Here is a 22,884-nt window from a genome sequence, read left to right as displayed (position 1 = left end):
TTGTCAAATCGGGGAACCGAATTCGAGTAGTTCCGCGGACGTGATCTGACGCACACCTTAAGTCTTCCTTGGTGTGCTTGGTCACCGGCCCCTTGACCGATAGCGTCCCGCAACCATGGATTCCACAGTGGTCACCGAGAAGGGTGACAACTACACCAAAGCACTCGGCAAACGCCAGGTGCAGATGATCGCGATCGGCGGCGCGATCGGCGTCGGGCTGTTCCTCGGCGCGGGCGGCAAGCTCCACACCGTCGGGCCGTCGCTGGTCTTCTCGTACGCGATCTGCGGCATCGCCGCGTACTTCGTCATGCGGGCGCTCGGCGAGCTGGTGATGCACCAGCCGACCTCGGGCAGCTTCGTCGTGTACGCCCGGAAGTTCATCGGGCCCTGGGCCGGTTTCGTCTCCGGCTGGATGTATTGGCTCAACTGGGCCATGACCGGGATCGCGGAGATCACCGCGGTCGCGATCTACGTGCACAAGTGGCTGCCCGACCTGCCGCAGTGGATCACCGCGCTGGTCGCGCTGGGCGTGCTGCTCGCGGTGAACCTGTTGAGCGTCAAGCTGTTCGGCGAGCTGGAGTTCTGGTTCTCCGTGGTGAAGGTGCTCGCCATCGTGGTCTTCCTGGTCACCGCGATCGGGCTGGTGCTCACCGGCGCGAACATCGGCGGCACCACCGCCGGCGTGCACAACCTGACCGACCACGGCGGGTTCTTCCCGGCCGGCATCGGCATCGCGCTGATGACGCTGCAGGCGGTGATCTTCGCGTACTCCGCGATCGAGGTCGTCGGCATCGCGGCCGGCGAGACCAAGGACGCCCGCAAGGTGCTGCCGAAGGCCATCAACGGCGTGGTGTGGCGGATCGGCGTGTTCTACGTCGGCTCGGTGCTGATGCTCGCGATGCTGCTGCCCTGGCCGTTCTACAACGGCGACGAGAGCCCGTTCGTCACGGTCTTCTCGCGCCTGGGCATCGGCGGCATCGGCGACGTGATGAACGCGGTCGTGCTGACCGCCGCGCTGTCCTCGTGCAACTCCGGCCTCTACTCCACCGGCCGGATCCTGCGGGCGCTGGCCGACAAGGGCGAGGCGCCGAAGTTCGTCGGCAAGATGAACAGCCGCCACGTGCCCTACGGCGGCATCCTGTTCACCTCCATCGCCTACGTGCTCGGCGTGGTGCTGAACTACATCGTCCCGTCCGAGGCGTTCGACATCGCCATCGCGATCGCCTCGCTGGGCGTGGTGGCCACGTGGGCGACGCTGATCTACTCGCAGATGCGGATGCGCGAGGCCGCGCTGCGCGGCGAGCTGGAACGGCCGAGCTACCGGATGCCCGGCGCGCCCTACACGGGCTGGGCCACGCTCGCGTTCCTGGTGCTCGTGGTCGTGCTGATGGGCTTCTCCGACGGCGCCGAGAAGATCGCGTTCTACTCGATCCCGGTGCTCGTGGTCGTGCTCGTGGTGGGCTGGCGGTTCGTCGCCCGCCGTCGTCCGGCCGACGCCGACCTCGAGGTCTGACCGGGACGCCGGGCTACCCGCCGGGCCGGAGCGGTTTCCGGCCCGGCGGGCCCGGTGCGGGCATACTCGGATCCGGCCCGCGCGCCCGCGCCGGCATTCGGGAGGTTTCACCAGTGGTCTCGTCGGAGGCGTCCCGCCGGGTAACGATCCACGACGTCGCGCGCAGCGCCGGCGTTTCCCGGCAGACCGTTTCCCGTGCGCTGAACGACAAAGCCGAGATCGACGGCACCACCAAGCAGCGCGTGCTCGACGCGGCCCGCGAGCTGGGCTACCGGCCGAGCCGCTTCGCCCGCGGGCTGGTGCGGCAGGACACCACCACGATCGGCCTGGTCATCCCCGACCTGCGCAACCCGTTCTTCACCGAGGTCGCCGCCGCCGCACTCGAAGCCGCGCGGGCGCGCGGCTGGCACGTCGTCGTCTACGACACCGCCGACAGCGCCGACGAGGAGCTCGGCACGCTGCAGGTGATCGCGTCCCAGGTGGACGCCGTCGTCGGCTACTTCAGCCAGCCCGAGGACGAACTCGACCGCTTCACCCGCGGCATCCCCGTCGTGCTGATCGGCCGCGAGCACCACACGCCGCGGTTCAGCTCCATCCGCATCGACGGCTCGGAAGGAGTCGCCGAAGCCATCTCGCACCTCTTCGCCGCCGGCCACCGGCGGATCGGCATGCTCGACCACGCCGGGCGCGCCGAGCCCAGCGTCCGCCTCGACTGGTTCGCCACCGCGATGGCCGCGCACGGCCTCGACGCCGATGCCGTCGCGGGCGCCGCCCAGTCCGTCGACGGCGGCGCGGAGGCGCTCGAGGCGCTGCTGCGGGCGCACCCGGATCTCACCGCGGTGTTCACCTTCAACGACATCATCGCCATCGGCGCCCTGCGCGCGGCCCGCCGGCTCGGCCGCGCCGTGCCCGCCGACCTGGCGGTGATCGGCTTCGACGGGCTCGAACTCGGCACCCTCGTGCACCCCGCGCTCAGCAGCGTCGCCCTCGACACCCGCGCCGTCGGCGCGCTGGCGATCGAGCAGGCCGCGCGCCTGCTCACCGGCGTCACCCCGCTGACCGCCGCCGACCTCGTCGTCCGCGCCCGGCTGCTGCTGCGCGAATCCGCCTGAACCCCGCCTGGACCCTTGTCTGGTCCGGCCCTGGTTCTTGACAGGCCCAGGCCAGGTCAAGCATGCTTCGCGGCAATTCGTGAACGTTCACGGGAGCGTTCACGGACCTGTCCGGAGGGTCCCCGATGACGTTGACTCGACGAAGGTTCCTGACCGGCGCGGCCGCCCTCGGCGCCGCGGCGTTCGGGGCCGCCGCCTGCACCAGTCCCACTACCGCGAACCCGGGGCGGATCACGCTCTGGTACACCTCGAACGGCCTGTCCGAGCAGGTGCTCGGCGAGGCCGTGCGGCGGTTCGCCGCCGACAAGCTGACGCCGTCGCAGGTCAGCGGCGAGCTGGAGCAGCGGCTGCTGGCCGCGCTGGCCGGCGAGGCCTACCTGCCGGACATCACCATGCTCGGCGACGACATCGCGAGCTACTTCGCCGACACCGAGCACTTCGTCGACCTCAACACCCTCGGCGCGGCGGAGGCGAAACCCGAGTACCTGCCGTGGAAGTGGCAGGCCGGGGCGAGCCCGGACGGTTTCCAGCTCGGCTTCCCGATCGACGTCGGCCCGGCCGCGCTGTACTACCGGCACGACCTGTTCGCCCAGGCCGGCCTGCCGAGCGAGCCCGACGATGTCGCGGCCGCGGTGCCCACCTGGGACGACTACTTCGATTTCGGGGTACGGGCGCAGAAGAAGCTGCCCGGCCGCTACCTGATCACCGACACCAAGACCGTGTTCACCTACTCGCTGGCCCAGGAGCCGCGGAAGTACTTCGACCGGGACAACCACTACCTCGACGACCAGTCGCAGGTGCGCCGGGCGTGGGACCGCGCGGTCAAGGCGTTCCGGCTGGGCCTCACCGCGGGTTATGCGGGCTCGCAGAGCCAGAACGGCGAGTCCATCGACCGGCACGCCGCCTGGAACAGCGGCAAGGAGCTGAGCTTCGTCAACGCTTCGTGGATTTCCGGCGAGCTCAAGCAGTCCGCGCCCGGGACGTCGGGCAAATGGCGGGTCTGCCGCGCCCCCGGCGGCGCGGGCAACCAGGGCGGCTCGTTCCTGGCGATCACGAAGTACTGCCCCGACCCGCACGCGGCGTTCGAGATCGTGAAGTGGCTCCAGTCCCCCGCGAACCAGCCGCAGAACTACCTGGAGCTGGGCCTGTTCCCGCCCAGCCCGTCCGTCTACACCGACCCGCGGCTGCTCGCGCCGGAGCCGTTCTTCGGCGGCCAGGCGACCATGGAGGTGTTCTCGAAGACCGCCCGTGAGGTCCAGTCCGTCTACTTCAGCCCCTGGGACATCACCATCAGCGACACCTACACCGACGCACTGACCACTGTGGAGAGTGCTGGCAAGGACCCGGAGCAGGCGTGGAACGACGCGCGGGCCTCGGTCGAACGGCTGCTGCGCCGTCAGGGGGTGCTCTCGTGACCGCGATCCTCCCCGGCACCGCGCCCGCCTCCGCGCCGGCGCGACACGCCCCTGTCAGCAAGCGCAAGCGCTGGCGCTACCTGCCGCAGTACCTCGCGATCGCGCCGTTTTTCTTGCTGTTCGCGGTCTTCGGCCTCTACCCGGTGCTCTACTCGCTGTACCTCGCGCTGCAGCGCTGGGACGGCGTCGGGCCGATGAAGTTCGTCGGGCTGGAGAACTTCCGGTTCCTGCTCAGCGACGCCACCTTCTGGGAGTCGATCGGCAACACCCTGGTCATCTGGGTCATGTCGACGGTCCCGATGACGGTGCTGGCACTGCTGATCGCGCTCGGGCTGAACTCCTCGGTGCGGTTCAAAGGCGTGCTGCGGGTGGCGTACTTCCTGCCGAACGTCACGTCGATCGTGGCCATGTCGCTGGTGTTCGGCTCGATCTTCTCCCACGACTTCGGCATCCTGAACTGGGTGCTCGGCCTGGTCGGCATCGACCACGTGCAGTGGCTCAACGACCCGTGGGCGATCCGCGGCGCGATCTCGATCATGATCATCTGGCGCTGGACCGGTTACAACGCGATCATCTTCCTGGCCGGCCTGCAGGCGCTGCCGACGGATGTGTTCGAGGCCGCCCGCATCGACGGGGCCGGGCCGGTGCAGACGTTCTTCCGGATCACGCTGCCGCTGCTGCGCCCGGTGCTGCTGTTCTCCGTGGTGATGTCGGCGATCAGCGGGATGCAGATCTTCACCGAGTCGCAGGTGCTGCTCGGCAATCGCGGCGGCCCGGACGGCGCCGGGATGACCATGGTCCTCTACTTCTACAACACCGCCTTCGCGGACAACGACTTCGGCTACGGCGCCGCGATCGCGTGGGGCATCTTCGTGGTCGTCGTGCTGTTCTCGATCCTGAACTGGCGGCTGGTGCAGCGCCCTTCTCGCGGGCAGGTCAGTCAGGTCAAGGAGGCGGTCCGATGACCACCACTCGCGGACGCGTCGTGACGTACGTCGCGCTGATCGTCGGCGCACTGCTCACGCTGTTCCCCTACTACTGGCTGGCCGTGATGGCGTCCAACACCACGGCCGACATCTACGCGACCCCGCCGCGGCTCACCTTCGGCGGTCACCTGTTCGCCAACATCGGCCAGGTGTTCGCGAAGATCGACTTCTTCGGCTCGCTGCTCAACACCCTGATCGTCGCGGTGGCGACCACGCTGCTGGTGCTGTTCTTCGACTCGCTGGCCGCGTTCACCTTCGCCAAGTACGACTTCCCCGGCAGCTCGGTGCTCTTCGGCGTCCTGCTGGCCACGTTCGTGGTGCCGACGCAGCTGGCCGCGATCCCGCAGTTCGACCTGATGGCGCACTTCGGCTGGGTCGGCGACCTCAAAGCGCTGATCATCCCGGCCGCCGCCAACGCGTTCGGCATCTTCTGGATGCGCCAGTACGCCCGCGGCGCCATCCCGGACGAGCTGCTGGAGGCCGCGCGGATGGACGGCGCCGGCTTCTTCCGCACCTACCTGTCGGTCGGCCTGCCGGTGCTGCGGCCCGCGCTGGCGTTCCTCGGCATCTTCACCTTCGTCAACGCCTGGAACGACTACCTCTGGCCGCTGGTCGTGCTGATCGACTCCGACCACGTGACGCTGCAGGTCGCGCTCTCGCAGCTGAACGGGTTGTACGTCAAGGACTACAGCGTGGTCATGGCGGGCACGCTCGTGGCCATCGTCCCGCTGGTGATCGTGTTCCTGTTCGGCGCCCGGCACTTCATCCGCAACATCGCCGCCGGCGCCCTCAAGGGCTGAAACCCCCGCACTGGAAGGAAGTCATGTCGCCGTCGTACTTCGAAGACCCCGCACCCGGGCGGGGTTCGCTCGCGCCGCGTGCCGCGTTCGCCTCGGACGCGCGCGCGGTGAGCCTGAACGGGACGTGGCGGTTCCACCTCTCCCCCTCGCTCGCCGCCGCGCCGGAGGGGATGCCCGGCGAGGACTTCGACGACTCGGCCTGGGACACCCTCCCGGTGCCCGCCCACTGGCAGCTGCACGGGCACGGGAAACCGGCTTACACCAACGTGCACTACCCGTTCCCGGTGCAGCCGCCCGAGGTCCCGTCGGAGAACCCGACCGGCGACCACCGGCTCACCTTCGACCTGCCCGCGGACTGGCCGGACGAGCCCGCGGTGCTGCGCTTCGACGGCATCGACTCGTGCGGGCGGGTCTGGCTCAACGGCTCCGAGCTGGGTGTCACCAAGGGCAGCCGGCTGCCGTCGGAGTTCGCCGTCGGGCACCTACTGCGCCCGCGCGGCAACGTGCTCGCGGTGCGGGTGCACCAGTGGTCCGCGGGCAGTTACCTGGAAGACCAGGACATGTGGTGGCTGTCCGGGATCTTCCGCGACGTGACGCTGCTGTCCCGGCCGGCCGGCGGGGTCGCCGACTACCAGCTGCACGCCGGCTATGACCACGTCACCGGCGAGGGGACGCTGTCAGTCACCGCCGCCGAGGGAGTGTTGCTGAGTGTGTCGGAACTGGGCATCGAAGACCTGCCCGCCGGCGAGACGGTCCGGCTGCCGGTCGAGCCGTGGAGCGCCGAGTCGCCGCGGCTGTACGCGGGCGAGGTGCACACCGCCGCCGAGCGGGTGCCGGTGCGGATCGGGTTCCGCACCGTGGTGATCGCCGACGGCCAGATCAAGGTCAACGGCGCGCCGGTGCTGTTCCGCGGGGTCAACCGGCATGAGCACCACCCGGAGTACGGCCGCGCGCTGCCCCGCGAAGCCGCCCTCGCCGACATCGAGCTGATGAAGCGCCACAACGTCAACGCCGTGCGCACCAGCCATTACCCGCCGGACCCGTACTTCCTCGAGCTGTGCGATATCCACGGCCTGTGGGTGATCGACGAGTCCGACCTCGAGACGCACGGGTTCGGCGACCTCGGCTGGGCGGGCAACCCGAGCGACGATCCCCAGTGGACGGACGCTTACCTCGACCGCATGCGCCGCACCGTGGAGCGGGACAAGAACCACCCGTCGATCGTGCTGTGGTCGCTGGGCAACGAGGCCCACACGGGGCGGAACCTGGCGGCGGCGGCCCAGTGGACGCGCGAGCGCGACCCCTCGCGGCCGGTGCACTACGAGGGCGACTTCGAGTGCGAGTACGTGGATGTGTACAGCCGGATGTACGCCGACCACGAGGAGGTCGACCGGATCGGCCGCCAGGACGACCCGAACGAGCGCCGCCGCGCGATGCCGTTCCTGCTGTGCGAATTCGGGCACGCGATGGGCAACGGGCCGGGCGGGCTGCTGGAGTACCGCGAGCTGTTCGAGCGGTACCCGCGCTGCCAGGGCGGGTTCGTCTGGGAGTGGATCGACCACGGCCTCGCCCGGCGTGACGCCGAGGGCCGCGCCTATTTCGCGTACGGCGGCGATTTCGGCGAGCAGATCCACGACGGCAACTTCGTGATCGACGGCGTCCTGCACCCGGACCGCACGCCGTCGCCCGCGCTGCTGGAGTTCGCGAAGGTGTTCGAGCCGGTGCGGATCACCGGTTCCGCCGCTGGGATCCGCGTGGCGAACCACTACGACTTCGTTACCCTGAAACATCTTTCCTTCTCATGGGTGTACGAAGAGGACGGTCTGGCTGTGGCCTCGGGCGACCTCGCCGTGCCGTCCGTCCACCCTGGACAGAGCGCCGAGGTCCCGCTGCCGCCGTTGCCTGATGTGACGGGCGAGGGCTGGTTGACCGTCCGCGCCACGCTGCCCGGCGCGACGGCGTGGGCGCCCGCCGGTCACGTGGTCGCGTGGGGCCAGCTTCCGGTAGTCCCCGCGCCGCTGCCGCCCGCTGCGGCTACTGGCGCCGCCTTGCTCTCTGAGGGCACCGAGCTGCTTCTCGGCACGGGAACCTTCGACGCCGGGACGGGCCTGCTCACCGCGCTCGGCGGCCACCGCGTCCACGGGCCGAGGCTCGACCTGTGGCGCGCGCCGACCGACAACGACCGCGGCGCGGCGCCGTCTGAGGAAAGCCGGTGGCGCGCGGCCGGGCTGCACCGGCTCCAGCACCGCGTGGCCGCCGTCGAGCAGCGGGAAACCGAGCTGGTGGTGCGCACCCGAGTCGCCCCGCCCGGCCTCGGCTTCGGCCTGCTCGCCGACTACCACTGGACCGCGGACGCCGGGCGGCTGCGGCTGCGCGTGGAGGTCGAGCCGGACGGCGAGTGGCCGTGCACCCTGCCGCGGCTCGGGCTGCGGATGGCGGTGCCGGGCTCGTTCGGCGCCGTCGAGTGGTTCGGCGCCGGCCCCGGCGAGGCGTACGCGGACAGCCGCCAGGCCGCCCGCGTCGGCCGCTTCGCGCGCACCGTCGACGAGCTGCAGACGCCGTACGTCTACCCGCAGGAGAACGGCAACCGCACCGACACCCGTTGGCTGCAACTCACTTCCGCGGACGGCGCCGCCCTCCGCATCGACGGCGAGCCGCAGTTCGACTTCACCGCCCGCCGGTGGACCAGCGAGGAACTGGACGCGGCGCGGCACACCGTCGACCTCGAGCCTGGCTCGCTGGTGCACCTGAACCTCGACCTCGCGCAACACGGCCTCGGCACGGCGTCGTGCGGCCCGGGCGTGCTGCCGCAGTATCGGCTTCACGCACAGAAGGCGGGCTTCACGCTCACCTTCACGACTGTGAACGCACCCGCCTGACGGCCCAGCCGGTCATCCCTCGTCGAAGCACAGGCAGAAGGGGTGGCCGGCTGGATCGAAAAGCGTCCGGACGTGGTCCTGGGGCTGGTGCTCCGCCGGCACGGCCCCCAGGGCGACGGCCTCGGCCACCGCCGAGTCCAGATCGCCGACCTGGAAGTCGAAGTGCATCATCGGCCGCTGCTGCCCGGCGACCGGCGGCCAGACCGGCGCGCGATAGCCGTCCGCCTGCTGGAACACCAGGAACGGCCCTTGCGGGGAGGCCGCGACGACGGCCGTTCCGGGCTCTTCGTGCCCGACGTGCCAGCCCAGGAGCTCGGCGTAGAACCTCGCCAGCCCGCTCGGGTCCGGCGCCTCGATCGCCGTCCCCCACCACATGCCACCGGTTCGTGATTTCATGCGGGCAGTCTGCCTCCCCGTCGGCCCGCGCGCCGCTCTCGAACCGCGCGCGGGTGGTGTGCCTCAGTTGCCGTACCGGTCCTTGACCACCGACGGCGTGTCCAGGTTGTGCCCGGCGTCGATGCTCTGCGCCAGCCGCAGGTACTGCCCCTCCGCCCACATCAGCGGCGCGGCGCTGCCCGTCGGGCGGCCGAGGCCGAAGCAGGCGGCGTCGGAGCGGTCCCAGACCTGCTCGGGCACGAAGTACCCGTCGTTCGCCGCGTCCGCCATGGACTTCAGGTAGACCGCGGCGGACCGGCCGTTGGCCAGCTCGTACTCGCCCCGCTCCCCCGACAGCACCGGCCACAGCCGTCCGAAGCGCTGCGGGCCGTTCGCCGGCCAGCCGGTGCACGCGGTGGTGCTCTCGCCGTAATTGTCGTGCGGGTAGCGGTGGAAGTAGACGTCGCCGTTGGGCAGCGTGACCTGCATCGGCGCATTCCCGTCCGAGGCCGCGGCGGTGGCCGGCACGGACGCGGCGATCGTCGGGTCGGCGGCGGCGCGGATGCCGAGCCGGACCAGGTCGAGGAAGCCGAAGTCGACGACGTCGTGCTCGTAGAAACAGCCTTCGTCGAAGCAGATCTGGCCGCTGTCGTTGGGGTCCGTGCCCTTTTCGATCCGCTCGTAGTACTTGTGCGCGCCCCAGTAGCCGGTGCTGGTGACCGTCCAGGAGTCGAGCGATCCGCGCCAGGAGTCCGCGGTGGACTCCCAGCTGGCCGCGCTGGTGGTGTCGCCGTTGGCCCGCGCGATCGCGCCCGCGGTGACCAGGCCGGCGATCTCCGCGGCGATCGACGACGGCGAGCGGCCGGCCTGCTCCTCCCAGCGTTCCGTGGTGGCCGGGCCGGTGGTCCGGATGTGCTCGGCGGTGACCTTGATCTTCGCGTACGTGGCGGAGTCGGTGAGCCCGGTCAGCCAGGCCAGCACGATCGCGTCGGAGTCCTGGTCCAGCTGTTCGCAGCAGCCGAGCAGCTGCCCGCTCGCCCCGGCGACGCCGCTGACCGGGCTGTACCGCGGGAACGCGCCCGCGGGGTAGGTCGTGCCGTCGCCCGCGGTCGGCGAGCCGATCCACTGCGAGTTCCACAGGAATTCCGCCATCCGCCGGGGCTGCGCGGTGTCGCCGGCGGCGAGCAGGCCGGTCGCCTGCTGGTACAGGTCACGGCCCCAGACGCGGTGGTAGCCGTCGTTGAGGCTGTCGCCGTTCACCACGTCGCCCCACGGCGTGGCCAGGCCCGCGACGCTCGCGCCGGGATGCGTCTTGTCCTCGGCGGCGTGCAGCGCCATCGCGGCCACGTAGTACGCGCGGCGCCGCTGCGTGTCGCCGGAAACGCTGGCCGGGGCCGGTTTCAAGCCGCCCACGTAGGAATTCCAGCCCGACCGGTAGCCGCTCTCCAGGCTGCTGAACCCGCTCGACAGCGAGCCACTCGCCGCCCCGCTCGCGGCCGCCGCGCTGGCACCGTACCCGAGCGCGACGGTGAACGTGGTGTCCGCCGCGACCGGGACCTGTCCGCACTGGACGACGTTGCCGGGACCGGAGACGGAGTCGAACTGGTTGCTCAGCGTCTTGTCCGCGCGCAAGTCTGTGAGGCAGTCGCTGCCGGCGCCGGAATACCCGTTGTCGTGCGCGGAAAAGCCGAGTGAGGACTGGATCGAGGAGACGACCGTGGTGCTGCTGCCGAACAGGTTCTCCGTGCCGCTCGCGACCAGGCCGGCGCCGTCCCACGAGGCGGTGTCGTTCGCGGCGCCGCCCGCCATCGACGGGTTGGCCAGCAGGAAGAGCCGGTAGCTGCCGCCGTCGAGCGATTGGAACCGGGTGCGCGTCACGAGCGTCGCGCGGGACGGGTCGGTCAGGTAGGTCGTGGTGATCCGGTATTTGCCGCTCTTGGCGGTGTTGGTGACGGTGTACTCGAGCGCCTTCTCGTCGGGCATCGAGACGACGTGGTCGGTCGCGTCGCGCTCCAGATCCACAAAGGAGGAGCCGTCAGTGACGACGTACTGCATGTCCTGCATGTTCGGCACGTCGGCGCGGGGGTAGAAGACCTCGGAGGTGACGCCGTTCGCGACGGTGAACCAGACCGGGCTCGCGGTGCCCGCGGCGGCGGTGCCGAGCGCGGACTTGTCCCCGGTCGTCCACGAGGACGGGCCGCCGCAGCAGTCCGTCGCGGGCCCGGTCGCGGCCGTCGCCGGGGCGGCCACCAGCGCCGAGGCGGCCAGCACCGCCACCACGACCGCGCGGGTCTTCGTCCACGTCCTCATCCGGTTCCCTTTCGCTGCTCGGCGGGCTCCGACATGGTGCCGCCGGGCGGGCCGGGAGACAACAGCCGAACGGCGGGAACTCCGGCGGTTCAGGCGTCCGCGATCCGGTCGAGCCACTCCGCCATCAGGACCCGTTCAGCCTCGGTGAGAACTTTCGCCTCCCCGAGCGAGGCGCGCAGGGCGACGGCGCGCGCGGCCGGCCCGGTGTCCGGCGCCGGCGTCTCGGCCGAGACGATCATGCTGAGCACGTTCTCCCGCGCGATCGCGGAAAGCTCCAGGTCACGCTCCTCAGGCGGGGTGGCGATCAGGGACAGCACCACGCCCATGCCGGTGCTGTGGATCAGCCGCACGGCGCGCTCGACGCTCATCCGCAGCCGCCCCGCGTCCGCGACCCGGGCCACCTTGCTGCGGAGGATTTCGAGGCCTTCGCGCCGGGCCGGGCTGGCCTCGCCCGGCCGGGAGCCGGTGTACATCAGGACGTAGAACTCCGGCTGGGTGAGCCCGAAGTCGCAGTGCTGGTCCCAGCCGCGGCGGAGGTCTTCGACCGGATCGTCGCTCGGCGGGATCGCGTTTTTGCTCTCGAGGAACCGCTCGAACCCGTACGCCGCGACGGCCGCGAGAAGCCCATCCTTGTCCCCGAACAACCGGTAGAGCGTTGGCGGCTGGATCCCCGCGGCGGCGCTCACCGCACGGGTCGACAGGCCTTCGCGCCCTTCGCTCGCCAGCAGCTCGGCGGCGGCGGCGAGGACGCGGTCGCGGGTCGTGTCCGAGGTAGCCATGCTTCCAATGGTAACAAGATCGGGGTAACGGCTGTTTCTTCGCTTGTTTCTGTGCCGTTTTCGGTGGACCACCTGAAGGGGTGACGGCCGGCGGCCCGAAACTGTCGTACCCGGATGGTCTCCTTTCCCCAAGCGCGGCCGCCCACCCCGAGGGCGCCGCCGGAACTCAGGAGAAAAGCCATGGCCGGAGACACCGTCATCACCGTCGTCGGGAACCTCACGTCCGATCCGGAGCTGCGTTTCACCGCCACCGGCGCCGCGGTCGCGAGCTTCACCGTCGCCTCGACCCCGCGTGCCCTGGACCGCCAGACCAACGAATGGAAGGACGGCGAGGCCCTGTTCCTGCGGTGCAGCCTATGGCGCCAGGCCGCGGAAAACGCGGCGGAGTCCCTGACCCGAGGCACCCGCGTGATCGTCCAGGGCCGCCTGGTGCAACGCTCGTTCGAGACGAAGGAGGGCGAAAAGCGCACGGTCGTCGAACTCCAGGTGGACGAGATCGGCCCTTCCCTCCGCTACGCCACCGCCGCAGTCAACCGCGTTGCCCGGTCCAGTTCGTCGTCCACGTCCGGTGACGGCTCGGACAGCTGGTCCACCGCGCCCACCCCCGCCGCCGTGGCCTCCAGCGTCGGCGAGCCGCCTTTCTGACCCCGTGTTCACTGTCACGACACCCACCGTCCACAACGGACCGTCTGGCACCGACGCGTCAGGACAGCCGCTGTGCCCGCAAGACGCTGTCACTGCTGTGTCGAGTCCCCGTCGGCGCCGGCGTGACGCGGGGCCGAGTTTCGTTGACCAGAACAGTCCAGGTGGACTCGAGAACCGTGGATTCAAGGAGTGATGCGATGGCCTCAGCCTGGTAGTAGCCGGCAGGGTCGAAGCCGTCCTTTGGACTCGGCACCAGATCCGCCCTGGCATGAGTGGCGAACAGCAGCGTCCCGCCCGGCGCGACCGCGTTCAGCAGCCTGCGCAGCACCGCGTCCCCCGGCTGACGCCTGAGCGGAAAGTACTGCACGGACACCAGATCAAACGACCGGTCCGGCAGCACCATCCCGCCGAGATCAGCCCACACCCAAGCCACCCGCCGCCCAACGCCCCCGACGACACCAGCGACTGTGCCAGCAGCTTCCCCGGGACCGTCAGCGCCGACTTCCGCTCCAGCGACAGCGTCCGCGGCGCCAGCCTTCGTGGCTCGGGCAACGGCGCCCATGGCACCAGCAGCAGGCTCCGTACCACTGGCGATGGCAGCTGGCGCGCCAGCTTCCGTGGCAGCGGCTGTGGCTGCGGCCGGGACGGTGACAGCGACACCGGCGGCGGCCATCGCACCAGCGGTGGCAACGGCGGCGTCCGCCGCAGCAGCAGGGCCTCTGGCGCCGGCTTCCCTGGCCGCGGTGTCAGTGCGGGTTTCCGCGGAAGCTGCGTCCGCCATGGCGTCCAGTGTGTCCGCGGCAGCGGCAGCGTCTGTGGCAGCGTCTGTGGCAGCGGCAGCGGCGGCGGCGTCTGTGTCCGCGGCAGCCGCGGCGTCCGCGGCAGCAGCGGTGGCGGCACCACGGCGCAGGGCAGTCTCGGACACGTCGACCGCGGTGACGTGCCAGCCGTGGCGGGCGAGCCAGAGGGCGTCGGCGCCTTCGCCGCAGCCGACGTCCAGGGCTTGGCCCGGAGGGAGGCCGGTGGCTTCGGCAACGAGGGCTTCGTTGGGGTTGCCGCTGAAGACCCGGGCGCGGGTGCGGTACAGCTCGTCCCAGTGTCGGGAGTTCATGGTTTCCAACCCTCTCGTTGATGCCGGGCCTCACGGAGCAGGCGGGTGGCCTTGCCGCCAAGGTGCGCCCGGACTCGCACCGAGGGCAAAGTTCTTTGCGGAAAACGCAAAAGGCACAGTGGACGGCATGAGCGACGAACTCGACGCCGTCCTGGCCGCTGTCGGGCCGAGGTTGCGGGGGTTGCGCCGTCGGCGCGGGGCCACGCTGGCTGCGGTGTCCGGGACCACCGGGATTCCGATCAGCACGCTGTCCCGGCTGGAGTCCGGGCACCGCAAGCCGGGACTCGAACTGCTGCTGCCCTTGGCCAAGGCCTACCGGGTGCCGATCGACGAACTGGTCGGCGCCCCGGCCGAGCCGGATCCCCGGGTGCCGCCGCGGCCGATGACCCGCAACGGCATGACCGTCATCCCGCTGACGCGCAATCCCGGCGGGCTGCAGGCGTTCAAGCACATCGTCCCGGCCGGCCTGACCGACGGCCGCGAACCCGAACCGCGATCGCACGAGGGTTACCACTGGCTGTACGTCCTCAACGGACGCCTGCGCGTCGTGCTCGGCGACCAGGACTTCATCCTCAGAGACGGGGAAGCCGCCGAATTCGACACCCACCTCCCGCACTGGTTCGGCAACGCCGACCAGCGCGCGGTCGAGTTCATCAGCATCCTCGGCCCGCAGGGCGAACGCGTCCACATCAGGGCCCGATACCGCCCCGGCGAACGCCCTCCCGGCTGAACGGTCCTGCGCCGGCTTGCCCGGCATGTTCGGCCACGCCGCCGACGCCTCCGCGGCCGGCCGAGCACCGAGCACCGGCGTACCCGCGCACCGGCGTACTCGCGCACCGGCCGAGACGGGACCACCACCGCCCGCACAGCCCGTCGGCGAAATTCGCGCGAACCGTCCGGCCCCCGCCGCTATGGTGACCCCTATGGCATCGGTCAGGCAGGTCCAGGTCACCTTCGACTGCGCGGAACCCGAGCGCGTCGCCCGTTTCTGGTGCGAGGTGCTGGGGTACGTCGTGCCGCCGGCGCCGGCGGGATTCGCCACCTGGGACGATTTCAACCAGTCGCTGCCGCCCGAACGCCAGGGCTCGGGCTTCGTCTGCTCCGACCCGGCCGGGGTCGGCCCGCGGCTCTACTTCCAGCGCGTTCCCGAGGGCAAGGTCGTCAAGAACCGGGTGCACCTCGACGTGCGGGTCGGCACCGGCCTCGTGGGTGCCGAACGCCTCGCCACCCTCGAAGCGGAGTGCGCGCGGCTGGTCGCACTCGGCGCAGCCCGCTTTCAGCTCCTCGAGGCCGACGGCGTAGAGGAGTCCTGCATCGTCATGCAGGACATCGAGGGCAACGAGTTCTGCCTCGACTGACCTTCCCCGGCAACGCGGCCCCTAAGCCGACGCACTCAATCCTCACAGCCACGACTCCGGCGACGCGCTCGAGGCGAGCCGCGCCGGGATGCGGGCGTTGTGGCTGTCGTTCGCGGTGCTGCTGGCCACCGCGGCGGCGCAGCTGGTCGTCGTGACGTTCACCGAGTCCGTCGCGCTGCTCGGGGACACGCTCCACAACTTCGCCGACGCGCTGACGGCCGCGCCGCTCGCCCCCTAAGCCCAAGCCTGCGTCGACCCGTCACGGTCACCGGCCGAGGTGCACGCCGCCGACCACCGGATTTCGACCGCCCTCCCCCGGCCCACCAGGAGGGAGACGTCAACATCGCCGCCCCGGCTGTCAAGGAAGCGTGAGCGCGACGGGCGTCGGCCCTCGCGCGCCAGCAGGCTGACTCTCGTCCCTCACGAAAGAAGGCTGTGGATGAGTGACTTCGGCTGGTCCCTGCTGCTGGTCGGCTTGTGTGTGCTGTTCGCGTTGGTGCTGCGCCTGCTCCAGTGGTGGCTGATCCGCGCGGACCTCCGGCGGCAGCGGCCGCAACGCACGAGCACCGCCAACGCCCCGGCCTCACCCGCCCCTCGGTAACATCCGCTGCGCCCGAGCAAGACCCGCAGCACCCCGGTCACCGCAGCCCCCTGCCGACGGGTGACCGAGCCGAGGAGACCAGACCCGATGTCCTCCCCCGCGCCTTCTGTGCCAGACAACGACGGAGGGCCCGACAACCACGGCAGCTCCGAAAACCGCGGAGGCCGGCAGCTGTTCGCCCGGGTCGCGACCGAGGTGCTCGCGCCGTGGGTGTGGGCGCTCGGGCTGCCGCTGGTGGTCGCGTGGCAGGTGACCGGGCACCGGGCCGGGGCGGCGTTGCTGTGGGGGCTCGTGGTGGGCGTGACCGGGTCGCTGATCCCGATGGCCGTGATCGTGCGCGGGGCGCGGCGCGGGAAGTGGGACGGCCACCACGTCGCGAACCGGGCCGGGCGGCTGGTGCCGCTGGCGTTCTGCTTCGCCTCGCTGGCCGCCGGTTTCGTCATCCTGATCGCCGGCGGCGCGCCGCACGAGATGGTGGCGCTGACCGCCGCCGAGCTGGCCTGCCTGGTCGTGGCGCTGGCCATCACCTCGGCGCTGAAGTTCAAGATCTCGATCCACGCCGTGGTCGCGGCCGGCGCGACGGTCATGCTGGTCTGGGTCTGCGGGCCGTGGCTGCTCCTGCTGGTCCCGTTCCTGGCCTGGGTGTGCTGGTCGCGCGTCGAGCTGGCCGCGCACACCGCCGCGCAGGTCGTGAGCGGGGCGCTGCTCGGCGCGGTGGTCGGCGGCGCCGTCTACTTCGGACTGCTGGCGGCCATCTCGTGACCGGCCGGGCGTGGCGCAGCCAAGCCGCGCCACGCCCCAAAGCCGCTCAGGCGCTCTCGAACTCCTTCACCGCGTCCAGCGCCGCCCCCATCGCCGCGTTGTCCTCGCGGCCGATCATGATCTCGACGAGCACCGGCCGGTGCGTCCGGTCGACCTCCTTGCGGGCCCACTCCAGCGACGACCGGATCCCGTCCGGGTCCACCACGCGGGTGCCGGAGCAGCCGTACGCCTCCATGATCTTGACGTTGTCGGTGCCGGACTCGTCGTAGTGGATGTCGACCTGGAAGTTCATGTCGTAGCCGGTCTCGGCCTGGCGGATCAGGCCCAGGTACTCGTTGTTGAGCATGATCAGCACGAAGCCGACGTCGTACTGCGCGGCCACGGCCAGCTCCTCCACCAGGAACTGGAACGAGTAGTCGCCGACGACACCGACCACCTCGGCGTCCGGGCGGGCCTTCTTGACCCCGATCGCGGCCGGGATCTCCCAGCCGAGCGGGCCGGCCTGGCCGCAGACCTGGTAGTGCCGCGGCAGGTGCGCGCGCTGGAACTGGCCGGACCAGATCTGGTACAGCCCGATCGCGGTGACGAAGTAGGTGTCCGGGCCGTAGTACTCGTTGATCTCCTTGAACACCCGCGGCGCCTTGATCGGCGTGCTGTCGAAGTCCTCCCGGCGCGGCAGCTCCGCCTTCAGCTCGCCGATGCGCGAAACCCAGGCGCGGTCACGAGCAAGCGCACGGCCGTCCAAAGCGGACAGCAGGGCGTCGAGGAACGCGCCGGTGTCGGAAACCACGCCGAGGTCCGGGCCGAACACCTTGCCCAGCTGCGTCGGCTCGATGTCGACGTGGATGAACTTCCGCTCGCCGCGGTACACCGACAGCTCGCCGGTGTGCCGGTCGCCGAAGCGGGCACCCAACGCGAGCACCAGGTCGGACTCCAGGAACGCGGCATTGGCCCAGCGCTGCGACGTCTGGATGCCCGCCATGCCGGCGAACAGCTCGTGGTCTTCGGGGAAGCTGCCCTTGCCCATCAGCGTGACGCCGACCGGGACGCCGAGCCGCTCGGCCACCGCGCGCAGCTGCGGGCTCGCCTCTCCCAGCACCACGCCGCCGCCGGCGAGGATCAGCGGCCGCTCGGCGGCGAGCAGCATTTCCAGCGCCCGCTCGACGCGCGCCGGCGAGGGCAGCACCGGGGTGATCGGCAGCGCCGAGTCGATCCCGGAGTCCCACTCGATCAGCTGCTTCTGGACGTCGATGGGCAGGTCGATCAGCACCGGGCCCGGCCGGCCGGACCGCGCGACGCGGAACGCCTCCCGGAAGATCCACGGCAGCTGCGCCGCCTCCTTCACCTGCACCGCCCACTTCGTGACCGGCTTGGCGATCTCGACGATGTCGACCGCCTGGAACGCCTCCTGGTGCAGCTTCGACGACGCCGCTTGCCCGGTGATGCACAGGATCGGGATCGAGTCGGCGTGCGCGGTGTAGAGGCCGGTGATCATGTTCGTGCCGGCCGGTCCGGAGGTGCCGATCGCGACGCCGACCTTGCCGGTGGTGCGCGACCAGCCGTCGGCCATGTGCGTGGCGCCCTCCTCGTGGCGGACCACGAGGTGCTCGATGCCCCGGCCCTGCATCGCCTGGTACAGCGGGAGGATCGCCGCGCCCGGGCAGCCGAAGGCGACGTCCACCCCCTCGTCGATGAGCACGTCGACAACCGCTTCCATCGCGGGGATTCTGGCCATGATCAAACCTCCTGTGACGAGCGGCCGGACAGCTCTTCGACGACTTTCAGCAGCGCCGAGTGGTCCAGCGAGCCGAAGCCCATGGACCGCCCGGCGGCGACGAGCTGGGCGACCAGCCCGGTGAGCGGCAGCGCGACGTCGGCCTGCCGCGCGGCGGCGAGCGCGATGCCCATGTCCTTGTGGTGCAGGTCGATCCGGAAGCCGGGCTTGAATTCGCGCGCCACCATGGACTTGCGCTTCAGCTCCAGGATCCGGCTGCCGGCCAGTCCGCCGGCGAGCACGTCGAGCCCGGTGCCCGCATCCACCCCGGACGCCTCCAGCAGCACGATCGCCTCGGCCACCAGCCCGTAGATCCCGCCGACGACCAGCTGGTTCGCCGCCTTCACCACCTGGCCCGCGCCGTGCGGGCCGACGTGCACAATGGTTTTGCCGAGCACCTCGAACAACGGCCGGGCGACGGCGAAATCGGCCTCCTCGCCACCGACCATGATGGACAGCGCGGCCTGCTCGGCCCCGGCCTGCCCGCCGGAGACGGGCGCGTCCAGCACCCGGATCCCTTTCGCCGCACCGGCTTCGGCGACCGCGATCGAGGTCTCCGGGCGGATGGTGCTCATGTCGGCCAGCAGCGTGCCCGGCGCGACCGCGTCCAGCACCCCGCCCGGCGCGAGCACGACCTGCTCGACCTGCGGGTGGTCCGGCAGCATGGTGATCACCACTTCGGCCCCGGCCACCGCGTCCGCCACGTCGGCGGCGGCGCGCCCGCCCGCGGCCTCCAGCTTGGCCCGCGCGTCGGCGTTGAGGTCGAAGCCGCTCACGTCGTGCCCGGCCGCGGCCAGGTGCGCGGCCATCGGCGTGCCCATCACGCCCAGGCCGATGAATCCGAGCTTGCCCATCAGTTTCCCCTTCGTTCGACCGGCAGCCAGGCCAGCGACTCGACGGTGGGGCCGTCCGGTTTGTACTCGATCCCCACGTGCCCGTCGTAGCCCGCCGCCTGGAGCTTTTCCAAGTAGCCCTCGAGGTCCAGCTCCCCCGTGCCCGGCTGGTGCCGGCCCGGCGCGTCCGCGATCTGCACGTGCCCGGTGCGCGGGGTGTGCTCGGCGATCACGGCGTCGAGGTCGTCGCCGTTGACCGCCAGGTGGTAGAGGTCCACCAGCAGCCGGACGTTGTCCCGGCCCAGTTTGTCCAGCACCGCCACGGCGTCCGCGGCCGTCTTCAGCGGGTGGCTCGGCATCCCGGACAGCGGCTCCAGCACCAGCTGCGCGCCGATCCCGGCCGCGGCCTCGGCCGCGGTGCCCAGCTGGACCAGCGCCAGCTCGTCCTGTTCGGACGGTTCCACGCCCTCGATCCGGTTGCCGTACAGCGCGTTGAAGCTGCGGCAGCCGAGCCGTTCGGCGATGCCGAGCGCGATGGTCAGGCTGACGGCGAACTCCGCCTCGCGCCCGACCCACGACACCAGCCCGCGCTCACCGGCGGCCATGTCGCCGGCGAAGAAGTTCAGCCCGGTCAGCTGGACGCCGGCCTGCTCGATCGAGCGGACGAACCGCTCCACCTCCACCGGCCGCGGGTCGGCGGCGTCGAACGGCCACCAGAACTCCACCGCGGTGAAGCCCGCTGCCCGAGCGGCCGGTGCACGCTCGAGCAGCGGGAGCTCGGTGAACAGGATCGACAGGTTGGCGGTGTAGGGCAGCGAATGCCGCCCACCGGCAGGACCAGTCATCGATATACCTCACAGCCTTCGACCGCCGGGGCCTACAAACCCGGCAGCCGTTGATTTCGTATCGTGGAAGGTTCCTTCCGTATATCGAGAATAGCTGGCGCCGGCCGGTGCGGTCAACGGGCCGGGTCGAGTTCCCCGATCCCCGCCGGGGCGGCGAAGTCCGCGGTCATCCGCGCCGCCAGGCCGACGACGGTGTCCACGGCCGGCTCCAGCGCGCAGTTCGCCCGCGCGTCCCGGAAGCGGCGCTCGATGCCGCCGTCGCCGCTGAACGCCGCGCCCTCGCAGAGCTTCATCGCCTGCTCGGTCACCGCGGTCACGGCTTCGGCGGAAGCGAGGCACAGGTGGAAAAGCTTCGGCAACGCGTGCGCGGGATCCCAGCTGAACGTGGCGAACGCGTCGTCCTGCAGCACGCGCACGGCGTCCGCGCGAAGGCGCATCCGGGCCAGGTCCGCGCGCGGGTCGCCGGAGCCGCACCGGCCGGCCGCGAGTTGCGCCGCGGTCTCGGCGATCGCGCCCTCGGCCAGGCCGAGCGCGACCGCCGCGCCGAGCCCGAGGAACCACGGCAACGCCAGGTCGAGCACCACTTCGGCGCCGTCGCCGTCGGCGCCGAGCGTGTTGGTTTCCGGCACCCGGACGGGATCGGCGAGCACCGTGGTCGCCGCGCTGGCGCGCAGCCCGATGCCGCCGTCGTGGTCCGGAACCAGCAGACCCGGCGCGTGGCCGGGCACGAACCACAGCGTCGCGGGACCACGGCCGGTCGCCGGTCGGCCCGCCCACACGTAGCTGTCCGCCTCCCCCGCCGAGACCACCCAGGCCTTGCGCCCGTGCAGGTCGACCACCCCGCCGTGACGGTGCGACGAGCCCTCCGGCGCGAGCAACCGGCGGCCAGGCCTGGCGTCGAACAGCGCGAGCGTGCTCAAGTGCCGTCCGGCAGCGACCTCCGCGCGAACGGCCGTGTCCCCGTGCGCCTCCAGCACCGCGACGGCCGCGAAGTGCGCCCGCAGCACGGTGGCCGTGCCGCCGCAGACCCGCGCGACCTGCTCCACGACCCGGGCCGCCTCGGCCAGTCCGCGCCCGCCGCCGCCCAGCCGACGCGACGCCGTCATCCCCAGAACTCCCTTACGCCCCAACGTGTTGACGGCTGCGCGAGGGAAGCGGGCCAGCCGGTCACCGCCAGCCGCGGCCGGGGCGACAACCCCCGCCACCACGCGTGCGATCTCTTCGGGAGCAGGCATCGTCGACCCTCCGGTTCGGTCAGGGGTGAGACAGCGCGGTATCCACAGTGGACGGAGACCAGCCGGGCCCGGCCCGGCGCGCCAGTTCCGGCAGCAGCCCACGCCAAGCGGAGGCAGGCAGCACGATGTCGGCCAGCTGAGCCGACGACGTCAGGAAGTCCTGCACCACAAGGAATTCGACAGCCAGCCCCTTGGGCTTCCGGGTGAGCCGCAACGCCGCGGCGACCCGGTCGAGCGCCTCGTCCCAAGTGGCCGGACGCAGCACACCGGAGTCCCGCACCAGCGGCGAGGTCAGCCGGACCGGCGCCACGGTCCGGCTCAGCCGACCGGGACGGCGGTGGCGGTGTGGTTCAGCAGCCCGATCGCCGCGTGCACATGGCGCAGCGCGGGTGCGGGCACGTCGGTGAGTGCGGCCAGCTCGACGACCGCGCCGATGATCGCGTCGATCTCCAGCGGCTTGCCCGCCTCCAGGTCCTGCAGCATCGACGTTTTGTGGTGGCCGACCCGCCACGCGCCGTCGATCCGCTTCGCCACGGAGACCTGCGGATCCGCGCCCGCCGCCCGCGCGATCTCGAGCGTCTCGGTCATCATGGTGGCCACCAGTGCGCGGGTGTCGTCGTGCTCGCACATCTGCGCCATGGTCGCCCGGGTCAGCGCGCTGAGCGGGTTGAACGCGACGTTGCCCATCAGCTTGACCCAGATGTCGTCGCGCAGGTTCGGCTCCACCGGCGCCTTCAGCCCGCCCGCGACCATCGCCTCGGACAGCGCGAGGCAGCGCGCGGATCGGCCGCCGGCGGGCTCACCGAGGGAAAACCGGGTGCCCTCCAGATGCCGGATCACCCCCGGCTCCTCGATCACCGTCGAGCAGTAGACGACACAGCCGATGGCGCGCTCCACCGCGAGCACCGCGCTCGTCGCCCCGCCGGGGTCGACGGTCTCGACGCGCCGCCCGGCGAGCGGATGCCCGTCCAGGCCGTGGAAATACCACCACGGGATGCCGTTCTGCGCGGCCACCAGCGCGGTCTCCGGACCGAGCAGCGGCTCCACGAGCGGCCCGCAACCCGGGTAGGAATGTGCTTTCAGGCCAAGGAAAACGTAGTCGACCGGGCCGACCTCACCCGGGTCGTCGGTCACGTGGGGGTGCGCGGTGAAGTCGCCGCGCGGGCTCAGCACCCGCACCCCGTGCTCCCGCATCGCCGCGAGGTGCGGACCCCTGGCGACGAGATGGACGTCCGCGCCACCGCGGTGCAGCGCCGCGCCCACGTATGCGCCGATCGCACCGGCACCCAGAACAGCCACCCGCATGATGTGCCTCCCGCTCGGTCGAACGCCGTGATTGTATACAGTATCCCGAGAAGCTTCCCCGAGGCCAGAGGCTGGTCATGACGTTCGCCGATGACACCCGGGCAGCCCAACGGATTCGGATCAAACAGGCACACAGCGTCATTTCCGGCAAGCCCTGTTGATCCACTTCGGGTGAGATCCAGGCCACAGAGTGAAGGGTTGGGATTTTGCATACCAAAAGCTGTATTCTGAACGCAGCTTCCCCGA

At 71.0% G+C, this 22,884-nt stretch carries 20 protein-coding genes and 2 pseudogenes; 12 read left to right on the top strand and 10 right to left on the bottom strand.

Features of this window, described 5'->3' with window-relative positions; all coding sequences use genetic code 11:
* The first annotated feature begins 115 nt into the window (after positions 1-115).
* The 6 genes from OG371_RS39005 to OG371_RS38980 all read left to right on the top strand — a co-directional run bounded on the left by OG371_RS39005 (position 116) and on the right by OG371_RS38980 (position 8,705).
* Positions 116-1,513 (top strand): amino acid permease, encoded by a 1,398-nt coding sequence (locus OG371_RS39005; RefSeq protein WP_329061320.1) that lies wholly within the window; start codon positions 116-118, stop codon positions 1,511-1,513.
* Between the two features lie 113 nt (positions 1,514-1,626).
* A complete protein-coding gene (locus OG371_RS39000) occupies positions 1,627-2,625 on the top strand; it encodes a LacI family DNA-binding transcriptional regulator (protein WP_329061318.1) in 999 nt (332 codons plus the stop codon).
* A gap of 125 nt (positions 2,626-2,750) precedes the next feature.
* A complete protein-coding gene (locus OG371_RS38995; RefSeq protein WP_329061316.1) occupies positions 2,751-4,040 on the top strand; it encodes an extracellular solute-binding protein in 1,290 nt (429 codons plus the stop codon).
* Positions 4,037-5,005: a carbohydrate ABC transporter permease gene (locus tag OG371_RS38990; protein WP_329061314.1), complete on the top strand. Its 969-nt coding sequence runs from the start codon at positions 4,037-4,039 to the stop codon at positions 5,003-5,005. Before OG371_RS38995 ends, OG371_RS38990 begins: the two co-directional genes overlap by 4 nt.
* Positions 5,002-5,826, top strand: a complete 825-nt coding sequence (locus OG371_RS38985; RefSeq protein ID WP_329061312.1) for a carbohydrate ABC transporter permease — start codon at positions 5,002-5,004, stop codon at positions 5,824-5,826. Before OG371_RS38990 ends, OG371_RS38985 begins: the two co-directional genes overlap by 4 nt.
* Positions 5,827-5,849: 23 nt before the next feature.
* Positions 5,850-8,705: a glycoside hydrolase family 2 TIM barrel-domain containing protein gene (locus OG371_RS38980; protein WP_329061310.1), complete on the top strand. Its 2,856-nt coding sequence runs from the start codon at positions 5,850-5,852 to the stop codon at positions 8,703-8,705.
* Between the two features lie 12 nt (positions 8,706-8,717).
* Here OG371_RS38980 and OG371_RS38975 read toward each other — a convergent pair whose 3' ends face one another.
* The 3 genes from OG371_RS38975 to OG371_RS38965 form a co-directional block, all read right to left on the bottom strand.
* Positions 8,718-9,101, bottom strand: coding sequence for a VOC family protein (locus OG371_RS38975; RefSeq protein ID WP_329061308.1), 384 nt, complete (start codon positions 9,099-9,101; stop codon positions 8,718-8,720).
* 63 nt (positions 9,102-9,164) lie between these two features.
* Positions 9,165-11,390 carry a glycoside hydrolase family 15 protein gene (locus OG371_RS38970; protein WP_329061306.1) on the bottom strand — a complete coding sequence of 742 codons (2,226 nt, stop codon included), beginning with the start codon at positions 11,388-11,390 and terminating at the stop codon, positions 9,165-9,167.
* 89 nt (positions 11,391-11,479) lie between these two features.
* Entirely contained in the window at positions 11,480-12,169 is a 690-nt protein-coding gene (locus tag OG371_RS38965) for a TetR/AcrR family transcriptional regulator (protein ID WP_329061304.1), read from the bottom strand.
* A 180-nt stretch (positions 12,170-12,349) separates the two neighbouring features.
* On the opposite strand from OG371_RS38965, the gene OG371_RS38960 reads away from it, so the two are divergent.
* The gene (locus OG371_RS38960; RefSeq protein WP_329061302.1) at positions 12,350-12,814 is read left to right on the top strand and encodes a single-stranded DNA-binding protein; all 465 of its coding nucleotides are present in this window, start codon (positions 12,350-12,352) and stop codon (positions 12,812-12,814) included.
* Positions 12,815-12,872: 58 nt separating this feature from the next.
* Here the strand turns inward: OG371_RS38960 and OG371_RS38955 are convergent, their stop codons facing one another.
* Complete coding sequence (locus OG371_RS38955; protein ID WP_329061300.1) at positions 12,873-13,925, bottom strand: methyltransferase domain-containing protein; 1,053 nt, start codon at positions 13,923-13,925, stop codon at positions 12,873-12,875.
* Between the two features lie 127 nt (positions 13,926-14,052).
* Between OG371_RS38955 and OG371_RS38950 the strand changes: the two genes are divergently transcribed.
* From OG371_RS38950 to OG371_RS38930, 5 genes and pseudogenes are all read left to right on the top strand, one after another.
* Positions 14,053-14,655: a helix-turn-helix domain-containing protein gene (locus tag OG371_RS38950; RefSeq protein WP_329061298.1), complete on the top strand. Its 603-nt coding sequence runs from the start codon at positions 14,053-14,055 to the stop codon at positions 14,653-14,655.
* A gap of 193 nt (positions 14,656-14,848) precedes the next feature.
* Positions 14,849-15,283: a VOC family protein gene (locus OG371_RS38945; RefSeq protein ID WP_329061296.1), complete on the top strand. Its 435-nt coding sequence runs from the start codon at positions 14,849-14,851 to the stop codon at positions 15,281-15,283.
* A gap of 34 nt (positions 15,284-15,317) precedes the next feature.
* A pseudogene (locus OG371_RS38940) lies at positions 15,318-15,512 on the top strand (cation diffusion facilitator family transporter); the annotation flags it as partial.
* A gap of 210 nt (positions 15,513-15,722) precedes the next feature.
* Positions 15,723-15,884, top strand: a complete 162-nt coding sequence (locus tag OG371_RS38935) for a hypothetical protein (RefSeq protein WP_329061295.1) — start codon at positions 15,723-15,725, stop codon at positions 15,882-15,884.
* Between the two features lie 87 nt (positions 15,885-15,971).
* On the top strand, positions 15,972-16,646 hold the full coding sequence (locus tag OG371_RS38930) for a hypothetical protein (protein ID WP_329061293.1): 675 nt from the start codon (positions 15,972-15,974) through the stop codon (positions 16,644-16,646).
* Positions 16,647-16,692: 46 nt separating this feature from the next.
* Here the strand turns inward: OG371_RS38930 and gcl are convergent, their stop codons facing one another.
* From gcl to OG371_RS38900, 6 genes and pseudogenes are all read right to left on the bottom strand, one after another.
* A complete protein-coding gene (gcl, locus tag OG371_RS38925; protein WP_329061291.1) occupies positions 16,693-18,381 on the bottom strand; it encodes a glyoxylate carboligase in 1,689 nt (562 codons plus the stop codon).
* A gap of 2 nt (positions 18,382-18,383) precedes the next feature.
* Entirely contained in the window at positions 18,384-19,274 is an 891-nt protein-coding gene (locus tag OG371_RS38920) for a 2-hydroxy-3-oxopropionate reductase (protein WP_329061289.1), read from the bottom strand.
* Positions 19,274-20,098, bottom strand: coding sequence for a hydroxypyruvate isomerase family protein (locus OG371_RS38915; protein WP_329061287.1), 825 nt, complete (start codon positions 20,096-20,098; stop codon positions 19,274-19,276). The genes OG371_RS38920 and OG371_RS38915 overlap by 1 nt, the downstream gene beginning before the upstream one ends.
* A gap of 113 nt (positions 20,099-20,211) precedes the next feature.
* Positions 20,212-21,333 carry an acyl-CoA dehydrogenase family protein gene (locus tag OG371_RS38910; RefSeq protein WP_329061285.1) on the bottom strand — a complete coding sequence of 374 codons (1,122 nt, stop codon included), beginning with the start codon at positions 21,331-21,333 and terminating at the stop codon, positions 20,212-20,214.
* 187 nt (positions 21,334-21,520) lie between these two features.
* Positions 21,521-21,655, bottom strand: a pseudogene (locus OG371_RS38905) (molybdopterin-dependent oxidoreductase); the annotation flags it as partial.
* Positions 21,652-22,638, bottom strand: coding sequence for a 2-dehydropantoate 2-reductase (locus tag OG371_RS38900; protein ID WP_329061283.1), 987 nt, complete (start codon positions 22,636-22,638; stop codon positions 21,652-21,654). The pseudogene OG371_RS38905 and the gene OG371_RS38900, both read right to left, overlap by 4 nt.
* Positions 22,639-22,884 lie beyond the last annotated feature (246 nt).

The sequence above is a fragment of the Amycolatopsis sp. NBC_01480 genome, assembly GCF_036227205.1.
In the GTDB taxonomy this organism is placed as follows: domain Bacteria; phylum Actinomycetota; class Actinomycetes; order Mycobacteriales; family Pseudonocardiaceae; genus Amycolatopsis.
The sequence above is the reverse complement of the archived record's forward strand: the minus strand, read 5'-3'. Positions and strand labels throughout refer to the sequence as shown.

Coding starts and splice junctions, on each gene's coding strand:
- OG371_RS38970 (WP_329061306.1), bottom strand. CDS start 11,390: ATGAGGACGTGGACGAAGACCCGCGCGGTCGTGGTGGCGGTGCTGGCC.
- OG371_RS38950 (WP_329061298.1), top strand. CDS start 14,053: ATGAGCGACGAACTCGACGCCGTCCTGGCCGCTGTCGGGCCGAGGTTG.
- OG371_RS39005 (WP_329061320.1), top strand. CDS start 116: ATGGATTCCACAGTGGTCACCGAGAAGGGTGACAACTACACCAAAGCA.
- OG371_RS38960 (WP_329061302.1), top strand. CDS start 12,350: ATGGCCGGAGACACCGTCATCACCGTCGTCGGGAACCTCACGTCCGAT.
- OG371_RS38920 (WP_329061289.1), bottom strand. CDS start 19,274: ATGGGCAAGCTCGGATTCATCGGCCTGGGCGTGATGGGCACGCCGATG.
- OG371_RS38910 (WP_329061285.1), bottom strand. CDS start 21,333: ATGCCTGCTCCCGAAGAGATCGCACGCGTGGTGGCGGGGGTTGTCGCC.
- OG371_RS38935 (WP_329061295.1), top strand. CDS start 15,723: ATGAGTGACTTCGGCTGGTCCCTGCTGCTGGTCGGCTTGTGTGTGCTG.
- OG371_RS38980 (WP_329061310.1), top strand. CDS start 5,850: ATGTCGCCGTCGTACTTCGAAGACCCCGCACCCGGGCGGGGTTCGCTC.
- OG371_RS38995 (WP_329061316.1), top strand. CDS start 2,751: ATGACGTTGACTCGACGAAGGTTCCTGACCGGCGCGGCCGCCCTCGGC.
- OG371_RS38900 (WP_329061283.1), bottom strand. CDS start 22,638: ATGCGGGTGGCTGTTCTGGGTGCCGGTGCGATCGGCGCATACGTGGGC.
- OG371_RS38915 (WP_329061287.1), bottom strand. CDS start 20,098: ATGACTGGTCCTGCCGGTGGGCGGCATTCGCTGCCCTACACCGCCAAC.
- OG371_RS38985 (WP_329061312.1), top strand. CDS start 5,002: ATGACCACCACTCGCGGACGCGTCGTGACGTACGTCGCGCTGATCGTC.
- OG371_RS38945 (WP_329061296.1), top strand. CDS start 14,849: ATGGCATCGGTCAGGCAGGTCCAGGTCACCTTCGACTGCGCGGAACCC.
- OG371_RS38955 (WP_329061300.1), bottom strand. CDS start 13,925: ATGAACTCCCGACACTGGGACGAGCTGTACCGCACCCGCGCCCGGGTC.
- OG371_RS38965 (WP_329061304.1), bottom strand. CDS start 12,169: ATGGCTACCTCGGACACGACCCGCGACCGCGTCCTCGCCGCCGCCGCC.
- gcl (WP_329061291.1), bottom strand. CDS start 18,381: ATGGCCAGAATCCCCGCGATGGAAGCGGTTGTCGACGTGCTCATCGAC.
- OG371_RS38975 (WP_329061308.1), bottom strand. CDS start 9,101: ATGAAATCACGAACCGGTGGCATGTGGTGGGGGACGGCGATCGAGGCG.
- OG371_RS38930 (WP_329061293.1), top strand. CDS start 15,972: ATGTCCTCCCCCGCGCCTTCTGTGCCAGACAACGACGGAGGGCCCGAC.